This is a genomic window from Pandoraea pulmonicola, assembly GCF_000815105.2.
Lineage (GTDB): Bacteria > Pseudomonadota > Gammaproteobacteria > Burkholderiales > Burkholderiaceae > Pandoraea > Pandoraea pulmonicola.
In genome coordinates this window covers 2,734,943-2,752,875 of record NZ_CP010310.2, presented here as the reverse complement: position 1 = coordinate 2,752,875, position 17,933 = coordinate 2,734,943, and the positions used below count along the sequence as shown (strand labels likewise).

Sequence of the window (17,933 nt, the reverse complement as noted above, 5' to 3'; positions counted from 1 at the left end):
ACTCCCCACCGTCAATCGCAAGCACCGGCCGGCGCCCTCGCCCGCCTGCCCGGGAAAATCAGGAAGCTGATACCGGCGAGCACGCAGACAGCGATGCCGCTGTAGAGCATGATCCCACTGAACCCGTGCACGAGCGCCGCGCGCCCCGTCACCGCCAGCGCCTCCGCGGACATGGACACCCCCGCACCAAGATCCGTGGACGACAGGCTCCCGGACGCAATGCTGTTGGCCAGTGCGCGCAACGACGCTGCGTCGGACGGTTTGTCCAGCGCCGTTTGCAGATGTCGCAGCACCCCTTGCACCAGCACGAATCCCATCAAGGCAATGTTGATCGCCAGCGAGATCATGCGGGCACTCATGTCGATACCGGACGCCATGCCGGCGCGCGCGCTGGACACCGAGCCCGTCGTGGTGTTCGTCACCGGGGTATTGGTAATGCCAAGCCCCGCACCGGCCAGCAGGCAGCCCGGCAGCACTGTCAGCCAGCTCGCGTGCTGGACGTGGCTGCCAATGAGCATCAAGAAGAATCCCAGACCGATGGTGAGCAGGCCCGCGGGAATGACGATGCCGGGTTGGTAACGCAGCGCCAGTCGTTCGCCGATGGGCGGGAACACCAGTGTGGGCAAGGTGTAGGCCAGCAGCGATACGCCTGCCGCCGCCGGCCCCTGGCCCAGTGCGCTCTGGAAGTAGATGGGCAGGTAGACGATGAACGGCCAGAAGCTGAAGTTCATGCCCACCGAACCGAGCAACGCGCCCGAGAAATTCCGCACTCGGAATACGGAGAAGTCGAACATCGGGTGCGCGGCGCGTGTTTCGACGATGAGGAACAGCACGAAACTGGCGGCACTCGCCGTGATGACGCTCAGGGCGGGAACGCTGCCGAATCCCATCTCGGGGCCCTGCGTCACGAAGTAGACCAGCCCCAGCACTGCGAGCGACAGGGTGACGATGCCTGCGAGATCCAGTCGCCCTGCGTGCGGATCCACCGATTCACGCACGCCAACGACCGCCAGGCCGAGCGTCAGGGCCGCGATGAAGACATGCGCCCAGAAAACCCACTGCCAGCTGGATACCGCGACGATCAGGCCCCCGATCAGCGGCCCGAACCCGAGCCCGATGCCGAAAACGATCCCCCAGATGCCGAACGCCCTGGCGCGTTCCGCGCCAGCGGGAAACTGGTGCGAGAGCACCGCCACCAGGCAAATGAGCATCGCGCCGCCGCTGGCACCCTGCAGGAAGCGGCTGGCGATCAGAACAGGCATATCCCACGCGAGGCCACACAGCAGCGAAGCGACGCCAAACAGTGCGATGGTGCAGAGGAATATACGCTTGCGGCCATAGCGGTCCGCCAGCGTTCCCGCGGCCATCAGGACGGCGGCGCAGGCGATGGTGTAGGCGTTCATGATCCACTGCATGTCGCCGAAATCGCCATGTAGCGCCACTTCCAACGTAGGCAATATCACCGGCACGCTGGAAATTTCCAGTCCGAACATCAGCGCGGCCAGGCACACGGCCAATAGCGCCATGGCGTTGCGCGTGGCAAATGGACCGCCTGTCTGCGGCTGAGGCGGTTGCTCGATGTCGCACACTTGCATCGTTTTTTCACTCCAGTTTTTTGAGAAAGGTCTGGCGACCCGTACCGAAGCCCAGTTTATGGGAAATAATTTCCCATATTGACGCGTTTTCTTCCCATACAATATTCCGCACAGGAACCAACCGAGACAACCATGCAAGATAAGCTGGATGGCGTCACAACGTTCGTGCAGGTGGTCGAAGCGGGCGGATTCGCGCCGGCGGCGGAGCGACTCGGCCTGACGCGCTCGGCGGTCGGCAAGGCGATCGCCCGCTTGGAAGCGAGGCTGGGTGCGCGGCTGCTTCAGCGCAACACGCGCAGCCAGGCACTGACGATGGAGGGACAGGCATACTACGAGCGCTGCGTGCGCGCACTCATGGAACTGGACGCTGCGGAAGTCGTTCTGGAAAAAGGTCGCATGCAGCCAAGCGGCCGGCTGCGGGTGAGCGTGCCGGAAGCGTTCGGGCATCTATGCGTCGCGCCAGTCCTGCTCGAGCTTACGCGCGTCCATCCGCAACTGCATATCGACCTGTCATTCAGCGATCGGTACGTGGACTTGATCGAAGAAGGCTTCGATCTTGCCATCCGTATCGGCACGCTGCACGACAGCGGCACGCTGGCCGCACGGCGCCTCGGCACCCAGCATGTCAGCATTGGCGCGTCTCCGGCCTATCTGGCACAACACGGCATACCAGGCAGTCTCGAGGAGCTTGACGGACACACCGAGATAGCTTTGTCCCACCCGTGCGTCCCCGCGCCTTGGGATGCACATCCTGCCGGCGGCCATGCCCGGCGGCCCGCGATACGTTCACAGATCAGCATGGACGACATTCAGGCCGTCGCGGCCGCAGCCGTCAAAGGCTACGGCCTTGCCTGGCTCCCCAGTTGGCTGCTTGCCGGATACGTACAACGCGGAGAACTGGTTCCCGTCCTGGAGAGCTGCAGTACGCGCGCTCAGCAAATCCACGCGGTATGGCCGCAGATGCGCCACCTGCGTTGCAAGACCCGGGTCGCCATCGACGCGCTCGCGGCCCAGATTCCAGCGATGATGGCGCCGGGAAACATGCCCGTCAGGTAGAGGCGGTCGGGTCCACAGTTTGCCTTATTGTTCGTGTGAGACACGAAGGGCAGCCTCGCGGCTGCCCTTCGTTATCGATGCAAGACTGACGCTCCGGCAATGCGGTGTTCCAGCGATGCGGCGCCGACCCTCAGTGCCCGCCGCCGCCCAGATACGCTGCACGCACGGCGTCGTCATTGCGCAGGCGCTCGGCCGGGCCATGCACGGAAATGCGCCCGTTCTCCAGCACATAGCCGTAGTCCGCCACGCCGAGCGCCGCCGCGGCGAACTGCTCCACCAGCAGCATCGTCACGCCCTCGGCCTTGAGATTGCCGATGATGCGGAACACTTCGTCGACGAGAATCGGCGCGAGGCCCATCGACGGCTCGTCGAGCAACACGATGTCCGGGCGCAGCATGACCGCGCGGGCCATGGCGAGCATCTGCTGCTCGCCGCCGGAGAGCGTGCCGGCCAGTTGATTGCGACGTTCCTTCAGGCGCGGGAACAGATCCATCGCACGATCCAGATCGGCGGCCACGTCGCCGCGCGGGCGACTGCCGGTCAGGCGCGGAAAAGCGCCGAGCCGCAGATTGTCCGTCACCGACATCGTCGCGAACACACGCCGGCCTTCGGGCGAATGCGCCAGCCCCAGCTTGGCAATGCGGTGCGAATCGAGTCCGTCGATACGCTTTTCGCCCAGCGTGATTTCGCCCGAGGTCGGTTTGATCATGCCCGACACCGCGCGCATGGTGGTGGTCTTGCCCGCCCCGTTCGAACCGATGAGCGTGACGACCTGGCCGCTCGGCACATCGATGTCGATACCGTGCAGCACCTGCACCTTGCCGTACCCGGCCTGCAGATTACGAATGGAAAGCATAGTGGTTCCGTTTGTCCGTCGTTGCTGCGCGACGACAGGTCACACCTGTCGTCGCGCGGTCAGTGCGCGGTCGATGCGCCGCCCAGATACGCTTCGATCACCTTCGGATCGGCCTGGATCTGCGCCGGCAACCCCTCGGCGATCTTCTGCCCGAAGTCGAGCACGGACACCGTCTGGCAGGTGCTCATCACCACGTCCATGTGGTGTTCGATCAGGATGACCGTGATGCCGTGGTCGCGGATCTTGCGAATGATCGCGAGCAGTTCGCGGATATCGGGCGCGGTGAGACCGGCCGCCGGTTCGTCCAGCAGCAGCAGACGCGGATCGAGCGCCAGTGCGCGAGCGATTTCGAGCAGGCGCTGCTTGCCGTACGGCAGGTTGCGTGCTTCCTCGTCGGCAAGCGCTGCCAGCCCCACGAAATCGAGCAGACGCATCGCACGCGCGCGAGCGCCATCTTCCTCGCGCTTGTAGCGCGGCAGTCGCAGCGAGACATCGACCAGCGTCGAGTCGAACGTGTGATGCAGGCCCACGAGCACGTTCTCGAGCGCCGTCATTTCACCGAAGAGCTGCACATTCTGGAAAGTGCGCGCCACACCCGAGAGAGCGATATCCGACGACGTCCGTCCCGCGAGCGATTGTCCGGCGAACTCGATGTTGCCCGCCGTCGGCACGTAGATGCCCGTCAGCACGTTCATCATCGTGCTCTTGCCCGAGCCGTTAGGGCCGATCAGCCCGTGAATCGTGCCGCGCTTGACGGTCAGATCGACCTGATTGAGCGCCTTCAGGCCGTCGAACTGCATGAGCAACTGACGCACCTTGAGCAATTCCTCGGGGCCGCTGGCCGCCGCGGCGAGCACCGGGTCCGCATCCCCGGCGCTCGACTCGTCGACCTGCGTGGCCGAAACGGTCGACGTGCGACGGCGATGCAGAAGGCGCGAGCGCAGGAAGCCGACGATGCCGTCGGGCAGGTAGTACACCACGAACAGGATCATCAGGCCGAAGATCGTCAGGCGCCAGTCGGTGATGCTGTCGCGCCACCATGTGACGACCGCCAGCGCGATCGTGCCGACGACCGGCACGGCGGCCTTGGCAAGCGTCGTGCGTCCCTTGGCGATCGCGGCGATGGCGACGACCGTCGTCACGGCGGCAATCGCCGTCGCGACGACTCGGAAAATGCCGATATCGTCGAGCAACTGCGGCAGCAGCACGATGATGGCCGCGCCCAGCAGCGAGCCGCTGCGCGTCTTGCGCCCGCCCATGATCACGGCGAGCAGGAACAGGATCGTGAGCTCGAAGTTGTACGTGTTCGGCGAGATGTACTGCTCGGAATACGCATAGAGGCTGCCCGCCAGACCGGCAAAGCCGGCGCTGATCACGAACGCATAGACCTTGTAGCGATACACCGACACGCCCATGCAGTCGGAGGCCACGGGTGAATCGCGCAGCGCTTCGAACGCGCGGCCGAGATGCGACTTCAGGATGCGATGCGCCACGAGCATGCTCAGCAACAGCAGCACGGCGACGAGCCAGTAGTATTCGACTTCGTCGATCGGGTGCCCGCCGATGAGCGGCTTCGTGAGCTTGATGCCCAACGGGCCCGCCGTGAGGAAATCCATCTCGTTGATGAGAATCTGGATGATGGTGCCGAACGCCAGCGTCACCATGGCCAGATACGGACCGATCACGCGCAGCGCGGGCAACGCGAGCACGGCGCCGAACGCCGCGGTGATCAGGATCGCCGCGGGCAGCGCCAGCCACAGCGTCAGTCCGAGCTTCGCGAAGAACACGCCCGCCACATAGGCGCCGATGCCGAACAGGCCCGCGTGGCCCAGCGACACTTGCCCGGTGTAGCCCACGACGATGTCCAGCCCGAAGAGCAGGATCGCGTAGATCATGATCGTCTCGATCATGTGGATGTAGTATGGATTGCCGACGGCCAGCGGGAAACCGAACAACGCCAGGACAGCCACGATCGCGGCGAGCTTCGTGGTCACGCGCAGACCACCGAGATTGCGGTCCGCACGTGAGGAAGAGGTCTGTGCGGTCATGGTCACACCTTCTTGATGGCGGTCTTGCCGAACAGGCCCGCCGGCTTCACGGCCAGCACAAGCAGCAGCAGCACGAGACCCGGTACGTCCTTGTACCCGGTCGAGAGATAAAACGCGGTGGTGGTTTCGGCCACGCCGAGAATCACGCCGCCCACGAGCACCCCCATGCCGCTCGAGAGCCCGCCGATGATCGCCACGGCGAAGGCCTTGAGGCCGAGCACCGCACCCATGGTTGCGCCCGTGAGTGTGAGCGGCGCCACGAGCACGCCGGCGAATGCGGCCGCCATCGACGAGAGCGCGTACGAGAACGTGATCACGAGACCGGTGTTGATGCCCATGAGTCCGGCGGCGTCGCGATCGTTGGCCGTTGCCACGACAGCCTTGCCGTAGATGGAGCGCCGGTTGAAGAACTCGACGGCCGCCATCATGAGCAGTGCCCCCACGACCACGAGCAACTCCATCGGCAACACGTTGGCGCCGAGCAGGTTCACGGGTGCTTCCGGCAGCGGCGACGGGAATTTCAGATCGTCGCGGCCCCACACGTTTTCCGCGACGTTGCGAAAGATGATGCCCAGCGCAATGGTGGACATGATCCAGCCGAACTCGGACTTGATTCGCAACGCCGGTTTGACGCCGATGCGCTCGACGAGCGCGCCTTGCACCAGCCCGAACAGACAGACGATGGGGATCATCAGCCAGTAGTTCAGACCCAGGGTGTCGACCAGCGTGAGGCCGACCAGTGCGCCGAGCATCAGCGCTTCGCCCTGACCGAAATTCAGGGTGCCGGACGTCGCGAAAGTCAGTTGGTAACCGAAGGCGATCACGGCGTAGATCATCCCCAGCGCGATACCGCTGTAGATGAGTTGAATCAGGATGGTCATGCGTTCCTCTCTCGCGAGTGCGAGCCTACGAGCGATGCACGGGAGGTATTCGAGACTTGTGCCGCGCGCCGGTCCCGAGTGCCGACGTCAGGCAGCGGGTGTCGATACGGCGCGCGGCCGCGCCCCGGAACGCCGCGAACGGCACTCCGGGACACGGACGACGCGCGCCGTCGTTCACCCGTCATGGCGGCAAGATGCAGCGCCGGAAGGAAGTACGATTTACTTGCCGGCCGTCTTCTCGCGAACCTTGCTGCCGGCCTTCAGATCGGTGTCGTAGGCATACACCACACGGCCGCCCTTCACTTCGCCGAACACCGGAATGTTGGCGGTGATCGCGTCGTGATCGTCATGCGTAAACGGATGATCGTACGTCGTGACCACCCCCTCGACCGGCGTCTTCAGGTCTTCCAGCGCGGCGCGCACCTTCGGGCCGTCCGTGCTGCCGGCCTGCTTGATGGCGGCGGCGAGCAGATAGATCGAGTCGTAGCCCTGCGCGGCCGAGACCGCCGAGTCGATGCGGTTGTTCTTCGGCTTGAACATGGCCAGGTAGCCGTCGATGAAGGCCTTGCGCTTGGGTGTGTTCGGTTCCTGAATGAAGGTTTGCGGCATGCGCGCGCCTTCGCCGTTGACGCCCGAGTTGTCGATGTAGTTCGCCATCGCAAGCGTCCAGCTACCAACGATCGGCAGCTTCCAGCCGAGCTTGGCCATGCCGTTGGCGATCTGCGCCAGTTCCGGACCAATGCCGTAGGTGAGGATCACGTCGGCGCCGGCCTGCTTGGCCTTGAGCAACTGCGCCGTCATGTCGACGTCCTTGATGTTGAACTTCTCGACGGCGACCGGCGTGATGCCCTTCGCCTTGAGCGCCTTCTCGAGGTCCTCGCGGCCGAGCTGACCGTAGTTGGTCGAGTCGGCCAGAATCGCCGGTTTCTTGAAGCCGCGGCGCGTAATGGCCTCTTCCACGATCATCGGCGCCTGGATGCTGTCCTTGGCCGAGTTGCGGAAGACGTAGTTGTCGGGGTACTGGGGCGGCTTGAACTGCTCGGTGATGACGGTGCCGGTGGCCACGTTGTTGAACACCGGAATCTTGGCGTCCTGGTAGAAACGCTGCGAGGCGAGCGCCACGCCGGTGTTGATGTAGCCGACGGTGGCAACCACCTTTTCCTTGTTGATCAGTTCCTGAGCGACTTGCACGCCGCGTTCGTTCTTGGCTTCTTCGTCGCGCTCGACCAGCACGATCTGACGACCGAGCACGCCGCCCGCCTTGTTGATTTCCGCGGCAGCCAGACGCACGCCATCGCGCATGGAAACGCCCATCGACGACGAGCCGCCGGTGAACGGGCCGGACACGCCGATCTTGATCGGATCGGCCGCGACGGCCATGGAGGCAGACAGCGCAAATGCCACGGCGCCAGCCATCAGCTTGAATCGGAATTGCATAAGGGTCTCCTTCGGTGCGATGCGTTTCGATATGACGCTTTTTGCTGCGATTTCCTGGTGTCGCAGGCCCTGCCGTGAGATGCGCGATTCACGGGTTGTCTCTCCCCGCCCACACCGCCCCGGTCTTGTAATTCGTGTCAGGGCGATACCGTCAAGCACGCGTCGAACGACCAACCTAGCGCGCCGATTATGTGATCGCTGAGTTTCGCCCGCAAAGGCGGGAATACCCCTATCGGGACGCGGGTTTACGTCCTGTCAGCGCCATTTGGCGCGGGTTTTCAAGGGGTTCGGCGGTGCGCGTCATGTACGGCGCGTGTCCGGAGATCGGCACGGAGTGCCAAAGAGTTCGACTTGAAATGCGGGTCGTAAGGGAAATGTAAGCGATGGCGATTAGTCGCCCGGCGCAACCACTTCCCGGGCCCCGTTGCGCCCCATCGGACTGACCAGCCCGGCGGTCTCCATCTGCTCGATGAGACGCGCCGCCCGGTTGTACCCGATGCGCAATTGACGCTGCACGGCGGAGATCGACGCGCGTCGCGAGTTGAGCACGAACGCTGCCGCTTCGTCATAGAGCGGATCGGCTTCGGCGTCGCCCGGCGAATCGCCGAACAGGTCGCCCGAGGCGGCTTCGGCCGGATCGCCCGCGAGAATCGCCTCGTCGTAATCTGGCTCGCCATACTGCTGCCAATGCTGCACCACGCGGTGCACTTCGTCATCGGCCACGAACGCGCCATGCACGCGTTGCGGATAGCCCGTGCCCGGTGGCAGGAACAGCATGTCGCCCTGTCCGAGCAGCGATTCCGCGCCCATCTGGTCGAGAATCGTGCGCGAATCGATCTTCGACGACACCTGGAACGCCACGCGCGTCGGAATGTTCGCCTTGATGAGACCGGTGATGACGTCGACCGACGGGCGCTGTGTCGCGAGAATCAGATGAATGCCCGCGGCGCGCGCCTTCTGCGCGAGACGCGCGATGAGTTCTTCGATCTTCTTGCCCGCGACCATCATGAGGTCGGCGAGTTCGTCGATCACCACCACGATGAACGGCAGGCGATCGAGCGGTTCGGGCGCATCGGGCGTGAGCGAGAACGGATTGCTCACCTTCTCGCCCGCGGCGCGCGCCACATCGATCTTCTCGTTGTAGCCGGCCAGGTTTCGTACGCCGAGCGCCGACATCAGCCGGTAGCGCTTTTCCATTTCGCCAACGCACCAGTTCAGGGCGTGCGCCGCCTGCTTCATGTCGGTGACGACCGGCGCGAGCAGGTGCGGAATGCCGCCATAGACCGACAGCTCCAGCATCTTCGGGTCGATCATGATGAGGCGCACGTCGTCCGGCGTGGCCTTGTATAGGAGCGACAGGATCATGGCGTTGACCGCCACCGACTTGCCCGAGCCGGTCGTGCCCGCCACCAGCAGGTGCGGTGCACGCGCGAGGTCGGCCACCACGGGCTCGCCCGTGATGTCCTTGCCCATCGCGAGCGCCAGGTGCGATCGGTGCGTATCGAAGGCCGGCGCCGTCAGGATTTCGGACAGGCGAATCATCTGCCGTTGCGCGTTCGGCAACTCGAGCCCCATGCAGGTCTTGCCGGGGATCGTCTCGACCACGCGAATCGATGTGACGCCCAGCGCTCGCGCCAGATCCTTCATGAGACCGACGACCTGCGCGCCGCGCACGCCCACCGCCGGTTCGACTTCGAAGCGCGTGATCACCGGCCCGGCCGACGCGCCCACCACCGTCACCGGCACCTTGAATTCGGCAAGGCGTTGCTCGATCAGTTGACCGACGGCGGCGAGCGCCTCGTCGGACACGACGTTCGCCACATCCTGCGACGTCGCCGGACTCAGCAACTCGAGCGAGGGAAGATCGTAGTCGACGGGCTCGCGCGGGGCGGGAAGCGCATACGGGGCGTCCGCCGCGAAGCTCGCGGCGCGCGGCTCGGCGGCCGCCGACGGACCGAACGGCGCCCCCTGTGATGCCGACGCGCCGAGCGAGGCGAACGACGGGATGGCGGGTACCTCGCCGGACCTGGCGGACATCGGCGCCGGCGACGACTCCGAGTCCGCGGAGGCTGGCGCGGGCGCATCGGTCTGCGCGACAGCATCCGGTTCCGCGCGCGCCCAGGTGCCGTCGGCACGCAGAACGTAGTGAGGTTTGGACGCCGCCTCGCCGGCATCGGCCATCGGGTTCGGTGGCGCGAATGCATCCGCCGCCGGCGGCGAAAGCTCGTCATGCGATGCAAGGTCCGCTTCGCGGGACTCGACCGGTGCGGCAAACGCCACCTCAACCGGCAACTCGGCCGGTGACTCGGCCGCTCCGACGACGGGATTGGCGGATGAGGCTTCCGTTGGCATGCCGACGGTCGTCTCGGCATCTGCAGGCGTCGACGCGTCCGCCGCCAGTTCGGACGACGAGGCAAACGAAGGCTCCACCGGCGCCACGCTCGCGCTTTCGGCGGCGTTTGCGATGGAGGCATCCGCAGGCGACGGGTCCTGCACTTGCACGCTGGCCAGCACATCGGCAAACAGGAACGGACGGCGGGTGACGCCCATCGACTGCCCGGGCGGCGGCGCGATCAATATCCTTGGCGGAACGTCCAGCACCTCCGCGCGCGACGGCGCTTTCGCTTGCACTGGGGCATCGTGCGCCGGCGGTGCATTACCCTCGGCGTGCATCGCGCTCGCGTCGACGGTGATGTCATCCACGACGTTGCTGTCGACGTCGGGAGACGCCAGCGCTGCAGGTGCTTCCGCAGCGAGTTCCGCCTCCTCGGCAGCGCCAGACGACCACACTCGCAAGTCACGAAGCAACGCTTCGGCTTCCTCACGCAGAGCGGCCAGCGCCTGGACTCGCGCCAGTTCGGCGGCTCGCTCGGCTTCCTGCGCGGCGAGCATCTCTGGGCTCGGTTCCGACGGTGCGACGATGGGCGCCTCTTCCGGCGTTGCCTTGGTGGACAAATCGAGGGGGGAAAATTCGGTGGCGTCGGACGTCAGTGGCGATGCAGCATCCATCGCCGACCACGACGCCGCACCCCGAATCGGAGCCGACGTCCGCACAGGGGACGCCTCGGGGCGATTAGCGGCAGTATTGCTCGTAAGGGCGGCCTCAACCGCCGGCGATGAACCGGCCGGAACAGGCGCCGTGCCGCGCGGCGGCACATCCTCCAGACCGAGCTGCGGCTTGCGGAACGGACTGCGCACGATCGTGCCGCGCAGATGCGCCGGCGCCATCCCGACCGGCCGGCGATAACCGGCGGCGCCGGGAATCGAGGTAGCGTGCAAAGGATCGGCGGAGGCCGCCGACGCTGCGTCGAGGGGTGCGCCCGAGGCCGGCTTGAGCGTGCCCGCTGCGGCGTGGGTCGAAGCCGCGCCCGCGACACCGACGGCGACCGCCCCCGAGCGGCCGGCTGAAGCGCCCTTTCCCGTCGTGCGCGCCGTTGCGCCATGCTTGAACGTGGGTTCGGCACGCGGCGCACCGCGTGTGGCGAGCGGCGGCGGCTGCATGGCGTCGAGCCGCGCGCGCTCTTCGTCGGTCAGTTTCCAGCGCGGCTGTGCCGCAAGCCCGCGACGGCGCGGCACCGGCTCCTCGGCAAGATGGCCGACATTGTGATGTCCCTGTCCCAACGTCGGCGTGAAGCGTTCGCCACGCTCGCCGCGTTCCGCCGTGCGCTCGTGCATGGCGTCGAACGACATCTGCGACAGACCGCGCACCGGTTGACGACCGCCAGCGGCAAGGCGCGACTCATAAGGCGACTCGTCGTCATCGTCGTCGACAGGCTTCGCGCGTGCGAACATGCCCCACCATGTGGTGCCGAAAACCAGGGGAAGAGAAAAGAGAAGGACGAAGCCGGCGACACCCATCGCGAGCGTGCCGCCCAGCGCGACGTGCAGACCGTGGGAAAGCGATTGACCGACGCTGCCGCCGGCTGTGTTGCCGTCGCCGCCCGTCAATGCGGCCAGCGTGGCGCTCGACACCATCGTAAGCGGCACGCCAAGCAACATGCGCAGGGTGCCGGGGCCGAAGAGTCGAATCTCACCGCCAAGCAGACCCCGTACGCCAGGCCAGCACAATGCCAGCAACCAAAACGTCGACAGTCCGAACCAGCCAAACCCCATAATCGCTCATGCTTCAGGAAAACCCGGAGTGCGATTGTAGCAGGTAGGCCAACGCCCGGCGCCCCGAACGGCGCCGGCGCGGTCGTTCATCCCACCACGCGCGGCGGGCATCAGTGCGTGCCGGTCGGACGGAGCACCGGCGACGCCTCGACACCGGCCCCCTCGGCGAGGCTCGACGACGAGGCCTCCACCGCCTCGCCCGGCACCACCAGACTCAGGTTGCGACGGCGCAGCGATCGCCAGTCGACCTTCGGGAAGATGTCTTCGCCGAGCGCACTCGCACTCGATAGATTCTCGACGCGCACGCCGCGCGCACGCAGAACGCCCGAGGCATGCCGGAACGACGGTTCGATCAGATCGGCGAACTCGGCGTCGAGCCGTGTCGGCGCCCGCGTCTGCATCGTTTCGTAGAAGCGCGGCGTATGTGCCGCGTCGCGCAGATCCACGCCGTGCAGATACAGTTCGGTGAAGCCGAGCCACGTGGCCACTTGCAAGGCGAAATACGCCACCGTGCCGCCATGGAAGAAACCGTTGTCGATATCGAAGCTGAAGCCCAGACGTCCGTGCTCGCCCAGGAATGCGGCGCTCGCGGCGACCCGCGCGTTGGCGCGCAGCGATTCGGGCGTGCTGGCGCCTTCGAGGCCGCGCTTGAAAATATCGTCCACCAGATAGAAACGGCAGCCGAATGCCGACGTCGGATACATCTCCAGCAGGCGTGCCAGCACCACCGGCGTGACGAACAACACGAGATCGCGCGCCACGATGCGGCGCGCCAGATCCGGGCGCTGCCTCACGAAGCCCGCGTCGAGAATGCAGTAGTAGTTGAACTTGACCGGCGCGCGGTCGGTGAGCGCGATCGCCCCGTTCACGCCCATGACGTGATGCATCGGCAGCGCTTCGTAGTCGATGTCGGCGATCGACGGGCCGCTCGCGATGATGTGGCACGGCGTCTGACGCAGGCGCTGAAGATCGGCGCGGCGTGCGAGCGGCACGGGACGTCCGCGCCAGGTGAAGCGTTCGATAGCCCCCATGCCATCACGGTCGATGCGTGCGTGCGGCCACAGCCGCTCGTTGTGCCGCCACTTCGCCGTATGGCTGTAGCGATACACGAGTTTGAGGATTGACGAAATCATTGTCGTTCTTTTGGTTAGGTTTACCGGCCGCACCGCAAGCTCCTTCCGGATACCTGCGGTCCTAACCCCGTTGCACATCGCGTGTCTGTCGTTGGTCGAGCGTCCGAAGGACTGCGCGTCACCGTGTTCCCCCCGAACCCGGCGGTAGCCCTACGGCGCATGGAGGCTTCGCCCCCATCACGTCGATGGTCAGATTCTGCCCGCGGACTTTGCCGGGGACAAGATTTATTCCAACTGGAAATCTTACGTCGGGTTACGTTCGAAGCTCATGAAAAATCCATGAGAAATCGCAGGACTTGACGTCGAAATGCCCCATTCATGCGGCTTTTCGGGGCATACACCCGTCAAAATAGACAGCGAAAGAAAACTCGCCGGGAAAGAGAGCATTGCGAAAAATGCACACAATGGCCGAAGGATGTTATGGATTCCCGATCGTTCCGGAGGACTGTCAGGGTATGGCAACGCAGCCCTGACAATCCTTGGCAGGCAGCCTTCAGTGCAATGCCTGACGGCTGCCCGAATGCGGATAGAACGCCTGGCCGAGCTGCACGAGCAGCGACGCCAGTTCGGGATCGCGTACGAAACTGGCGGCGGAATCGGCGGCGAGGATCGCCTCGGGCGTCTGCGGCCTGGCGATCAGGAAGCCCTGGACATAATCCACGCCCAGCTCGGAGAGCGCTTCGAGCGTGGCAGCATCTTCGACCCACTCGGCGACGCTGCGAATGCCCAGATTCTTCGCCAGCGCGACGATCGCTTCGACGATGGCCAGGTTGGCCGGATGCGCCGCCATGCTCTTGACGAAGGCACCGTCGATCTTGATGGCGTCGACCGCCAGATCCTTGAGATAAGAGAACGAGCTGAAGCCCGCGCCGAAGTCGTCGAGCGCGATCCGGCCACCGAGTTGGTGAATACGATCGACAAAGCGCCGCGTGTTGTCCAGATCGTGCAGCGCCACCGTTTCGGTGATCTCGATGCACAGCAGTCCCACCGAGCGCTCATGCGCGGCCAGCGTGGCGAAGATGTCGCGCACGAAATGCTCGTCGTTGAGCGACGCCCCCGACAGATTCACGCATACGAACTGCGTCTTCGCGAGACGATCACGGTGCGAGTCGATCCACGCGAGCGTGTTTGTCAGCACCCATTTGTCGATCATGCCGATGCTGCCGTTCTCCTCGGCCGCACTGATGATGCGCGAGGCCGGCACGATGTTGCCGTCCGAGTCGCGCATGCGCAGCAGCACTTCGAAGTTGAGCGACTCGCCCGGCGAGGCCATCTCCATGATCGGCTGCATCTCGAGGAAAAGCGTGTTGGGCGTGAGGCCCGCGTCGAGCGCGTCGATCAGGCGCAGTTCGGCGAGCCGTTCGCGGAATGCCGCTGCCCCGCGCTCATAGACGACCAGTTCGCGCCGACTCTTCTTCGCCTCACGGCAAGCACGATCGGCCGACGAAATCGCGTCGGGCACGCGCATGTCGGTCGTGAGCTCGATCACGCCGGCCGAAGCACGCACCTGAAACGCCCGCTCGCCAATCTGATACGGCTCGCCGGCGATGGCGTCGACCAGGCGCCGTGCCACGGCCGCCGCTTCCTTGATCGTGGCATCGCGGAAAACGACGATGAACTCGTCGCCCCCCGTGCGGCCCACGCTCTGATCGGCCGAGAGCCGCGCCCGCATGCGATCGCATGCCTGGCGCAGCACCTCGTCGCCAGCCGCATGCCCGAACAGGTCGTTGACCAGCTTGAAGCGATCGAGATCGAGATACGCGAGCGCCGCGGGCCGCGCATCGGAGAGTGTGCGAATCGCCTCGCCGAGCGATTTCTCGATACCGCGCCGGTTCGATACGCCGGTGAGCGGGTCGTTCTCGGCGAGGTAGCGCAACTGCTCCATCGTGCGCGCACGCTCGGTGATGTCCTGCAGCGAGCCTTCGATGCGTCCGTCCGCGAAAATCGCCTTGACGAGGTAGCGGCTCGTACGCCCGTCGTCGCGCGGCAGCGAGAGGATTTCGAGCTCCGATTCGTCGCTGTGCTGCGCCACGTCGAGCAGCATGCGCCAGGTGCTCTGGCCGAAGAACTGGTCCCAGCGGAAAGTCCGGCCTTCGATATTGTGGATGCCCAGCATGGTGTGCAGCGCCGCGTTGCCGCGCACGAACACGCCCTGATCGTTAAGCGTGAAGAGCCCGACCGGCGTCACGTCGTAGGCGTTGCGCAATTCGGCCTGCGCTTCGAGCTTGCCCTGGTGCTCCGCGCGCATTTGCTCGGCAATGGCCAGCGCCGCCATGAGGCTGGAGAACAATGCCGCCGTCACGCTGTTGAGCGCCGACGACAACGCCCGCGCGTTGAACGCGGCGGCGATGACTTCGGAGAACGTGGCGAACAGTACGATGGCCAGCGACGCGCTATACCAGACCGCCACGCGCGAATGGGTAATCACGAGAATGCGCGCCAGCAAGATCAGTACGATCGCGATGCCCAGCGCGGCCACGCTCCACAGCACGGGGATGAAATGCGCATACGGCAACGCGACTGCCGCGCAGCACAGCACCACGCCGGCCCACTGCAGCACCATCACCATCCAGCGCAACCCGATGCGGCGCAACTCGCGCTTGAACAGTTGCGTGAACAGAGAATACGTCAGCACGTAATAGATGGCGAAGGTTGCCTTGCGCACGAGCGCGTCCCAGTCGGTCGGAATCGTGCGCTCGAGCCATTGCGTGTCCGCCCCGAGCGAATTGGCCGCGAGACGCAGATTGCCGATGAGCCACGCGGCAAAGAGCACGTACAGCCACTCCTTATTGATGATGGCCGTCACCAGCACGAACGCCGACAGGGTCAGCAACCCGCCTTCGAGCAAGCCGTTGCTGCGGTGGAATTCCCTTTCGGAGACGCGCAGTTGGTCGGCAGGCCAGGCCACCAACGTCAGATGCGCCGGCCCCGAGAACGTGCCCTCGCAGAGCAGTGCAACGGGCGCCGTGAGATGCCCGAGGTCGATCGCGAAGCCCGCCTTGGAAACGCGCACCGCCCCGCTCACCGCGCCGCGATCGGCACGTCCGATGGCCAACGCCTCGGGCTCGCGCCAGCAGGCCAGCGTTTGCGCATGGCGCGAGGGAAACTCGATGACGGTGTGCTGATCGCCTCCCACGGGAAGCACATTCACCCGGAACCACACGGGAGCTTCGGAGAGATGCGTAGTGAACTGCGAGACGGTGGGCGCTCGTTCGAGAGAGTTCAGCACCAGCGACGGCCCGAACGTCGTGGGCAGGTCGTTCTGTGCCTGAAAGGTCAGCGGGGTCGCGCCGCGCACGGCGTATTGACTCTCCTGGAACAGCAGCACGATGCCCGAGAACAACATGATGGCGGCGGGCACCGCATACAGGGAAATGCTGCGAAAGAGTTCGTCGAGCCTCGCGGTGACGCGCCAACGCCGGCGCGGGCCGGAGAGTTCAACCAACTCGTCGGCAAAATCGTTCGAATTGCGGCCGTGATCATCACGCTCGTTGCCGAGTTCCCCCGCCATATGACTCGTCTGCCCTTGTCTTGTTGGTCGCCCCCGCGTTTGTCGCCGGGCAAGGCGGCGGTCTTCGCCCGCCTCGCCGGCCGGGTAGGCCCTGTCCCGTGCCGCCGGTCGGTCCGGCCTGCACGGGCAGGTGTCTCTCACCCGTCTTGCTCGCTATCGCCGTCGCTGCAACCATCCAACACTGCATGCGACGGGATAACGTTATTTGCAATAACGGCATCACACCGCCAGGCTGTAGCCCGATGCTACGCATCCTACCGCGTCGGCACCAAAAGATAAATCCCGCAAACGCGCGCCAACACTGGATTCGACCGGCACTGCCTGCCTGACGCTCCCCTCATCCGGCGCACCCAACCGCAAGTCCGGGTGGTGGGTGAGGCACATGTAGCCGAACAACGGATGCCCGGCCGCCTGCCAGCGAGCACGCGCCTGCGCAACGTCGAGCGCCAGCACGCGGTGCCCAATGCCCCCCACGTGCGCCATCGGAATCAGCGGCTGTGACGGAAACACGTCGACGAACATCAGCGCTTCGTACTGCCGATGCAGCGGCGGACGCGCCGTGATCACCATCCAGTCGATGCCGCTGAGCAGGCAATACTGATAGAACGCCTTGAACAGTGCGGTCTTGACCACCCGCCCGACCGGTCCGGCCACCACACCGAGCCGTGTGGCCTCGGCCAGTGCAGCGCTGTCGAGCCATTCCGGCAATGGCGCGGAATCTTCCAGATGCAGGGGTTGATAGCGATTCGTCTGGATGCGCATGGTGCCAAGCACGGCGCCGTCCAGGCGCGCGCGCGCCACGAGCACGATGGCGCCCGGTTCGCGATCGCTCGGCTCGGGCTCGCTCAACGTGGCGGCGAGATCGGGCAGATGCCGCCCATACGCCGCCTGGCGCATCGCCGCCGCGTCGCGCAGCGCGGACTCGTCGCTCGCGATGGTGACGATGAACGGAAGCCGTTCTTCCCGCAGGCCAGCCGTGGAAAGCACCGCGGAAGGAACCGAGGGAGTGGACTGGGCCGACGGCGGCACAGCAACAGACGCGGGTGCTGAGGACGTGCGGTGAGGTTGACCGTGCGAACGGTCGGCTTCTGTAATGGACAGCGCGTCCGAAGCTTGGGAAAGATCAAACATGATTGACACTCCTTAGGGTCAAAAAGAGGGCTGGTGCCACGCGCTCGGGCTTTCTCGCCGATGCATCGCACCATTCCTTTCTTGATCCGCCGAGGCAATGTGTCAAGTGCTTATTTTTGCTGGCTTTTTCACATTTTTGACGATCTCCGCTCGCCCGCCCTTCCATTCATCG

The 17,933-nt window shown here is 65.1% G+C and carries 10 protein-coding genes; 1 reads left to right on the top strand and 9 read right to left on the bottom strand.

Features of this window, described 5'->3' with window-relative positions:
• Positions 1-11: 11 nt before the first annotated feature.
• Entirely contained in the window at positions 12-1,595 is a 1,584-nt protein-coding gene (locus RO07_RS12115; protein WP_039411012.1) for an MFS transporter, read from the bottom strand.
• Positions 1,596-1,727: 132 nt separating this feature from the next.
• Between RO07_RS12115 and RO07_RS12110 the strand changes: the two genes are divergently transcribed.
• Positions 1,728-2,651: a LysR family transcriptional regulator gene (locus tag RO07_RS12110; protein ID WP_039411011.1), complete on the top strand. Its 924-nt coding sequence runs from the start codon at positions 1,728-1,730 to the stop codon at positions 2,649-2,651.
• 130 nt (positions 2,652-2,781) lie between these two features.
• Here the strand turns inward: RO07_RS12110 and RO07_RS12105 are convergent, their stop codons facing one another.
• The 8 genes from RO07_RS12105 to RO07_RS12070 all read right to left on the bottom strand — a co-directional run bounded on the left by RO07_RS12105 (position 2,782) and on the right by RO07_RS12070 (position 17,761).
• Positions 2,782-3,507 carry an ABC transporter ATP-binding protein gene (locus RO07_RS12105; protein WP_039411009.1) on the bottom strand — a complete coding sequence of 242 codons (726 nt, stop codon included), beginning with the start codon at positions 3,505-3,507 and terminating at the stop codon, positions 2,782-2,784.
• Between the two features lie 59 nt (positions 3,508-3,566).
• On the bottom strand, positions 3,567-5,555 hold the full coding sequence (locus RO07_RS12100; protein WP_237171426.1) for a branched-chain amino acid ABC transporter ATP-binding protein/permease: 1,989 nt from the start codon (positions 5,553-5,555) through the stop codon (positions 3,567-3,569).
• 2 nt (positions 5,556-5,557) lie between these two features.
• Positions 5,558-6,436, bottom strand: coding sequence for a branched-chain amino acid ABC transporter permease (locus RO07_RS12095; RefSeq protein WP_039411006.1), 879 nt, complete (start codon positions 6,434-6,436; stop codon positions 5,558-5,560).
• A gap of 219 nt (positions 6,437-6,655) precedes the next feature.
• Positions 6,656-7,873, bottom strand: coding sequence for an ABC transporter substrate-binding protein (locus tag RO07_RS12090; RefSeq protein ID WP_039411005.1), 1,218 nt, complete (start codon positions 7,871-7,873; stop codon positions 6,656-6,658).
• A gap of 390 nt (positions 7,874-8,263) precedes the next feature.
• Positions 8,264-11,986 carry a DNA translocase FtsK gene (locus tag RO07_RS12085; RefSeq protein ID WP_039411003.1) on the bottom strand — a complete coding sequence of 1,241 codons (3,723 nt, stop codon included), beginning with the start codon at positions 11,984-11,986 and terminating at the stop codon, positions 8,264-8,266.
• Positions 11,987-12,096: 110 nt separating this feature from the next.
• On the bottom strand, positions 12,097-13,119 hold the full coding sequence (locus tag RO07_RS12080; RefSeq protein ID WP_052267220.1) for a hypothetical protein: 1,023 nt from the start codon (positions 13,117-13,119) through the stop codon (positions 12,097-12,099).
• A gap of 493 nt (positions 13,120-13,612) precedes the next feature.
• Positions 13,613-16,630, bottom strand: coding sequence for a putative bifunctional diguanylate cyclase/phosphodiesterase (locus RO07_RS12075; protein WP_052267219.1), 3,018 nt, complete (start codon positions 16,628-16,630; stop codon positions 13,613-13,615).
• 219 nt (positions 16,631-16,849) lie between these two features.
• Positions 16,850-17,761, bottom strand: coding sequence for an N-acyl amino acid synthase FeeM domain-containing protein (locus RO07_RS12070; protein WP_147284506.1), 912 nt, complete (start codon positions 17,759-17,761; stop codon positions 16,850-16,852).
• Positions 17,762-17,933: the final 172 nt, after the last annotated feature.

Coding starts and splice junctions, on each gene's coding strand:
- RO07_RS12115 (WP_039411012.1), bottom strand. CDS start 1,595: ATGCAAGTGTGCGACATCGAGCAACCGCCTCAGCCGCAGACAGGCGGT.
- RO07_RS12110 (WP_039411011.1), top strand. CDS start 1,728: ATGCAAGATAAGCTGGATGGCGTCACAACGTTCGTGCAGGTGGTCGAA.
- RO07_RS12105 (WP_039411009.1), bottom strand. CDS start 3,507: ATGCTTTCCATTCGTAATCTGCAGGCCGGGTACGGCAAGGTGCAGGTG.
- RO07_RS12100 (WP_237171426.1), bottom strand. CDS start 5,555: ATGACCGCACAGACCTCTTCCTCACGTGCGGACCGCAATCTCGGTGGT.
- RO07_RS12095 (WP_039411006.1), bottom strand. CDS start 6,436: ATGACCATCCTGATTCAACTCATCTACAGCGGTATCGCGCTGGGGATG.
- RO07_RS12090 (WP_039411005.1), bottom strand. CDS start 7,873: ATGCAATTCCGATTCAAGCTGATGGCTGGCGCCGTGGCATTTGCGCTG.
- RO07_RS12085 (WP_039411003.1), bottom strand. CDS start 11,986: ATGGGGTTTGGCTGGTTCGGACTGTCGACGTTTTGGTTGCTGGCATTG.
- RO07_RS12080 (WP_052267220.1), bottom strand. CDS start 13,119: ATGATTTCGTCAATCCTCAAACTCGTGTATCGCTACAGCCATACGGCG.
- RO07_RS12075 (WP_052267219.1), bottom strand. CDS start 16,630: ATGGCGGGGGAACTCGGCAACGAGCGTGATGATCACGGCCGCAATTCG.
- RO07_RS12070 (WP_147284506.1), bottom strand. CDS start 17,761: ATGTTTGATCTTTCCCAAGCTTCGGACGCGCTGTCCATTACAGAAGCC.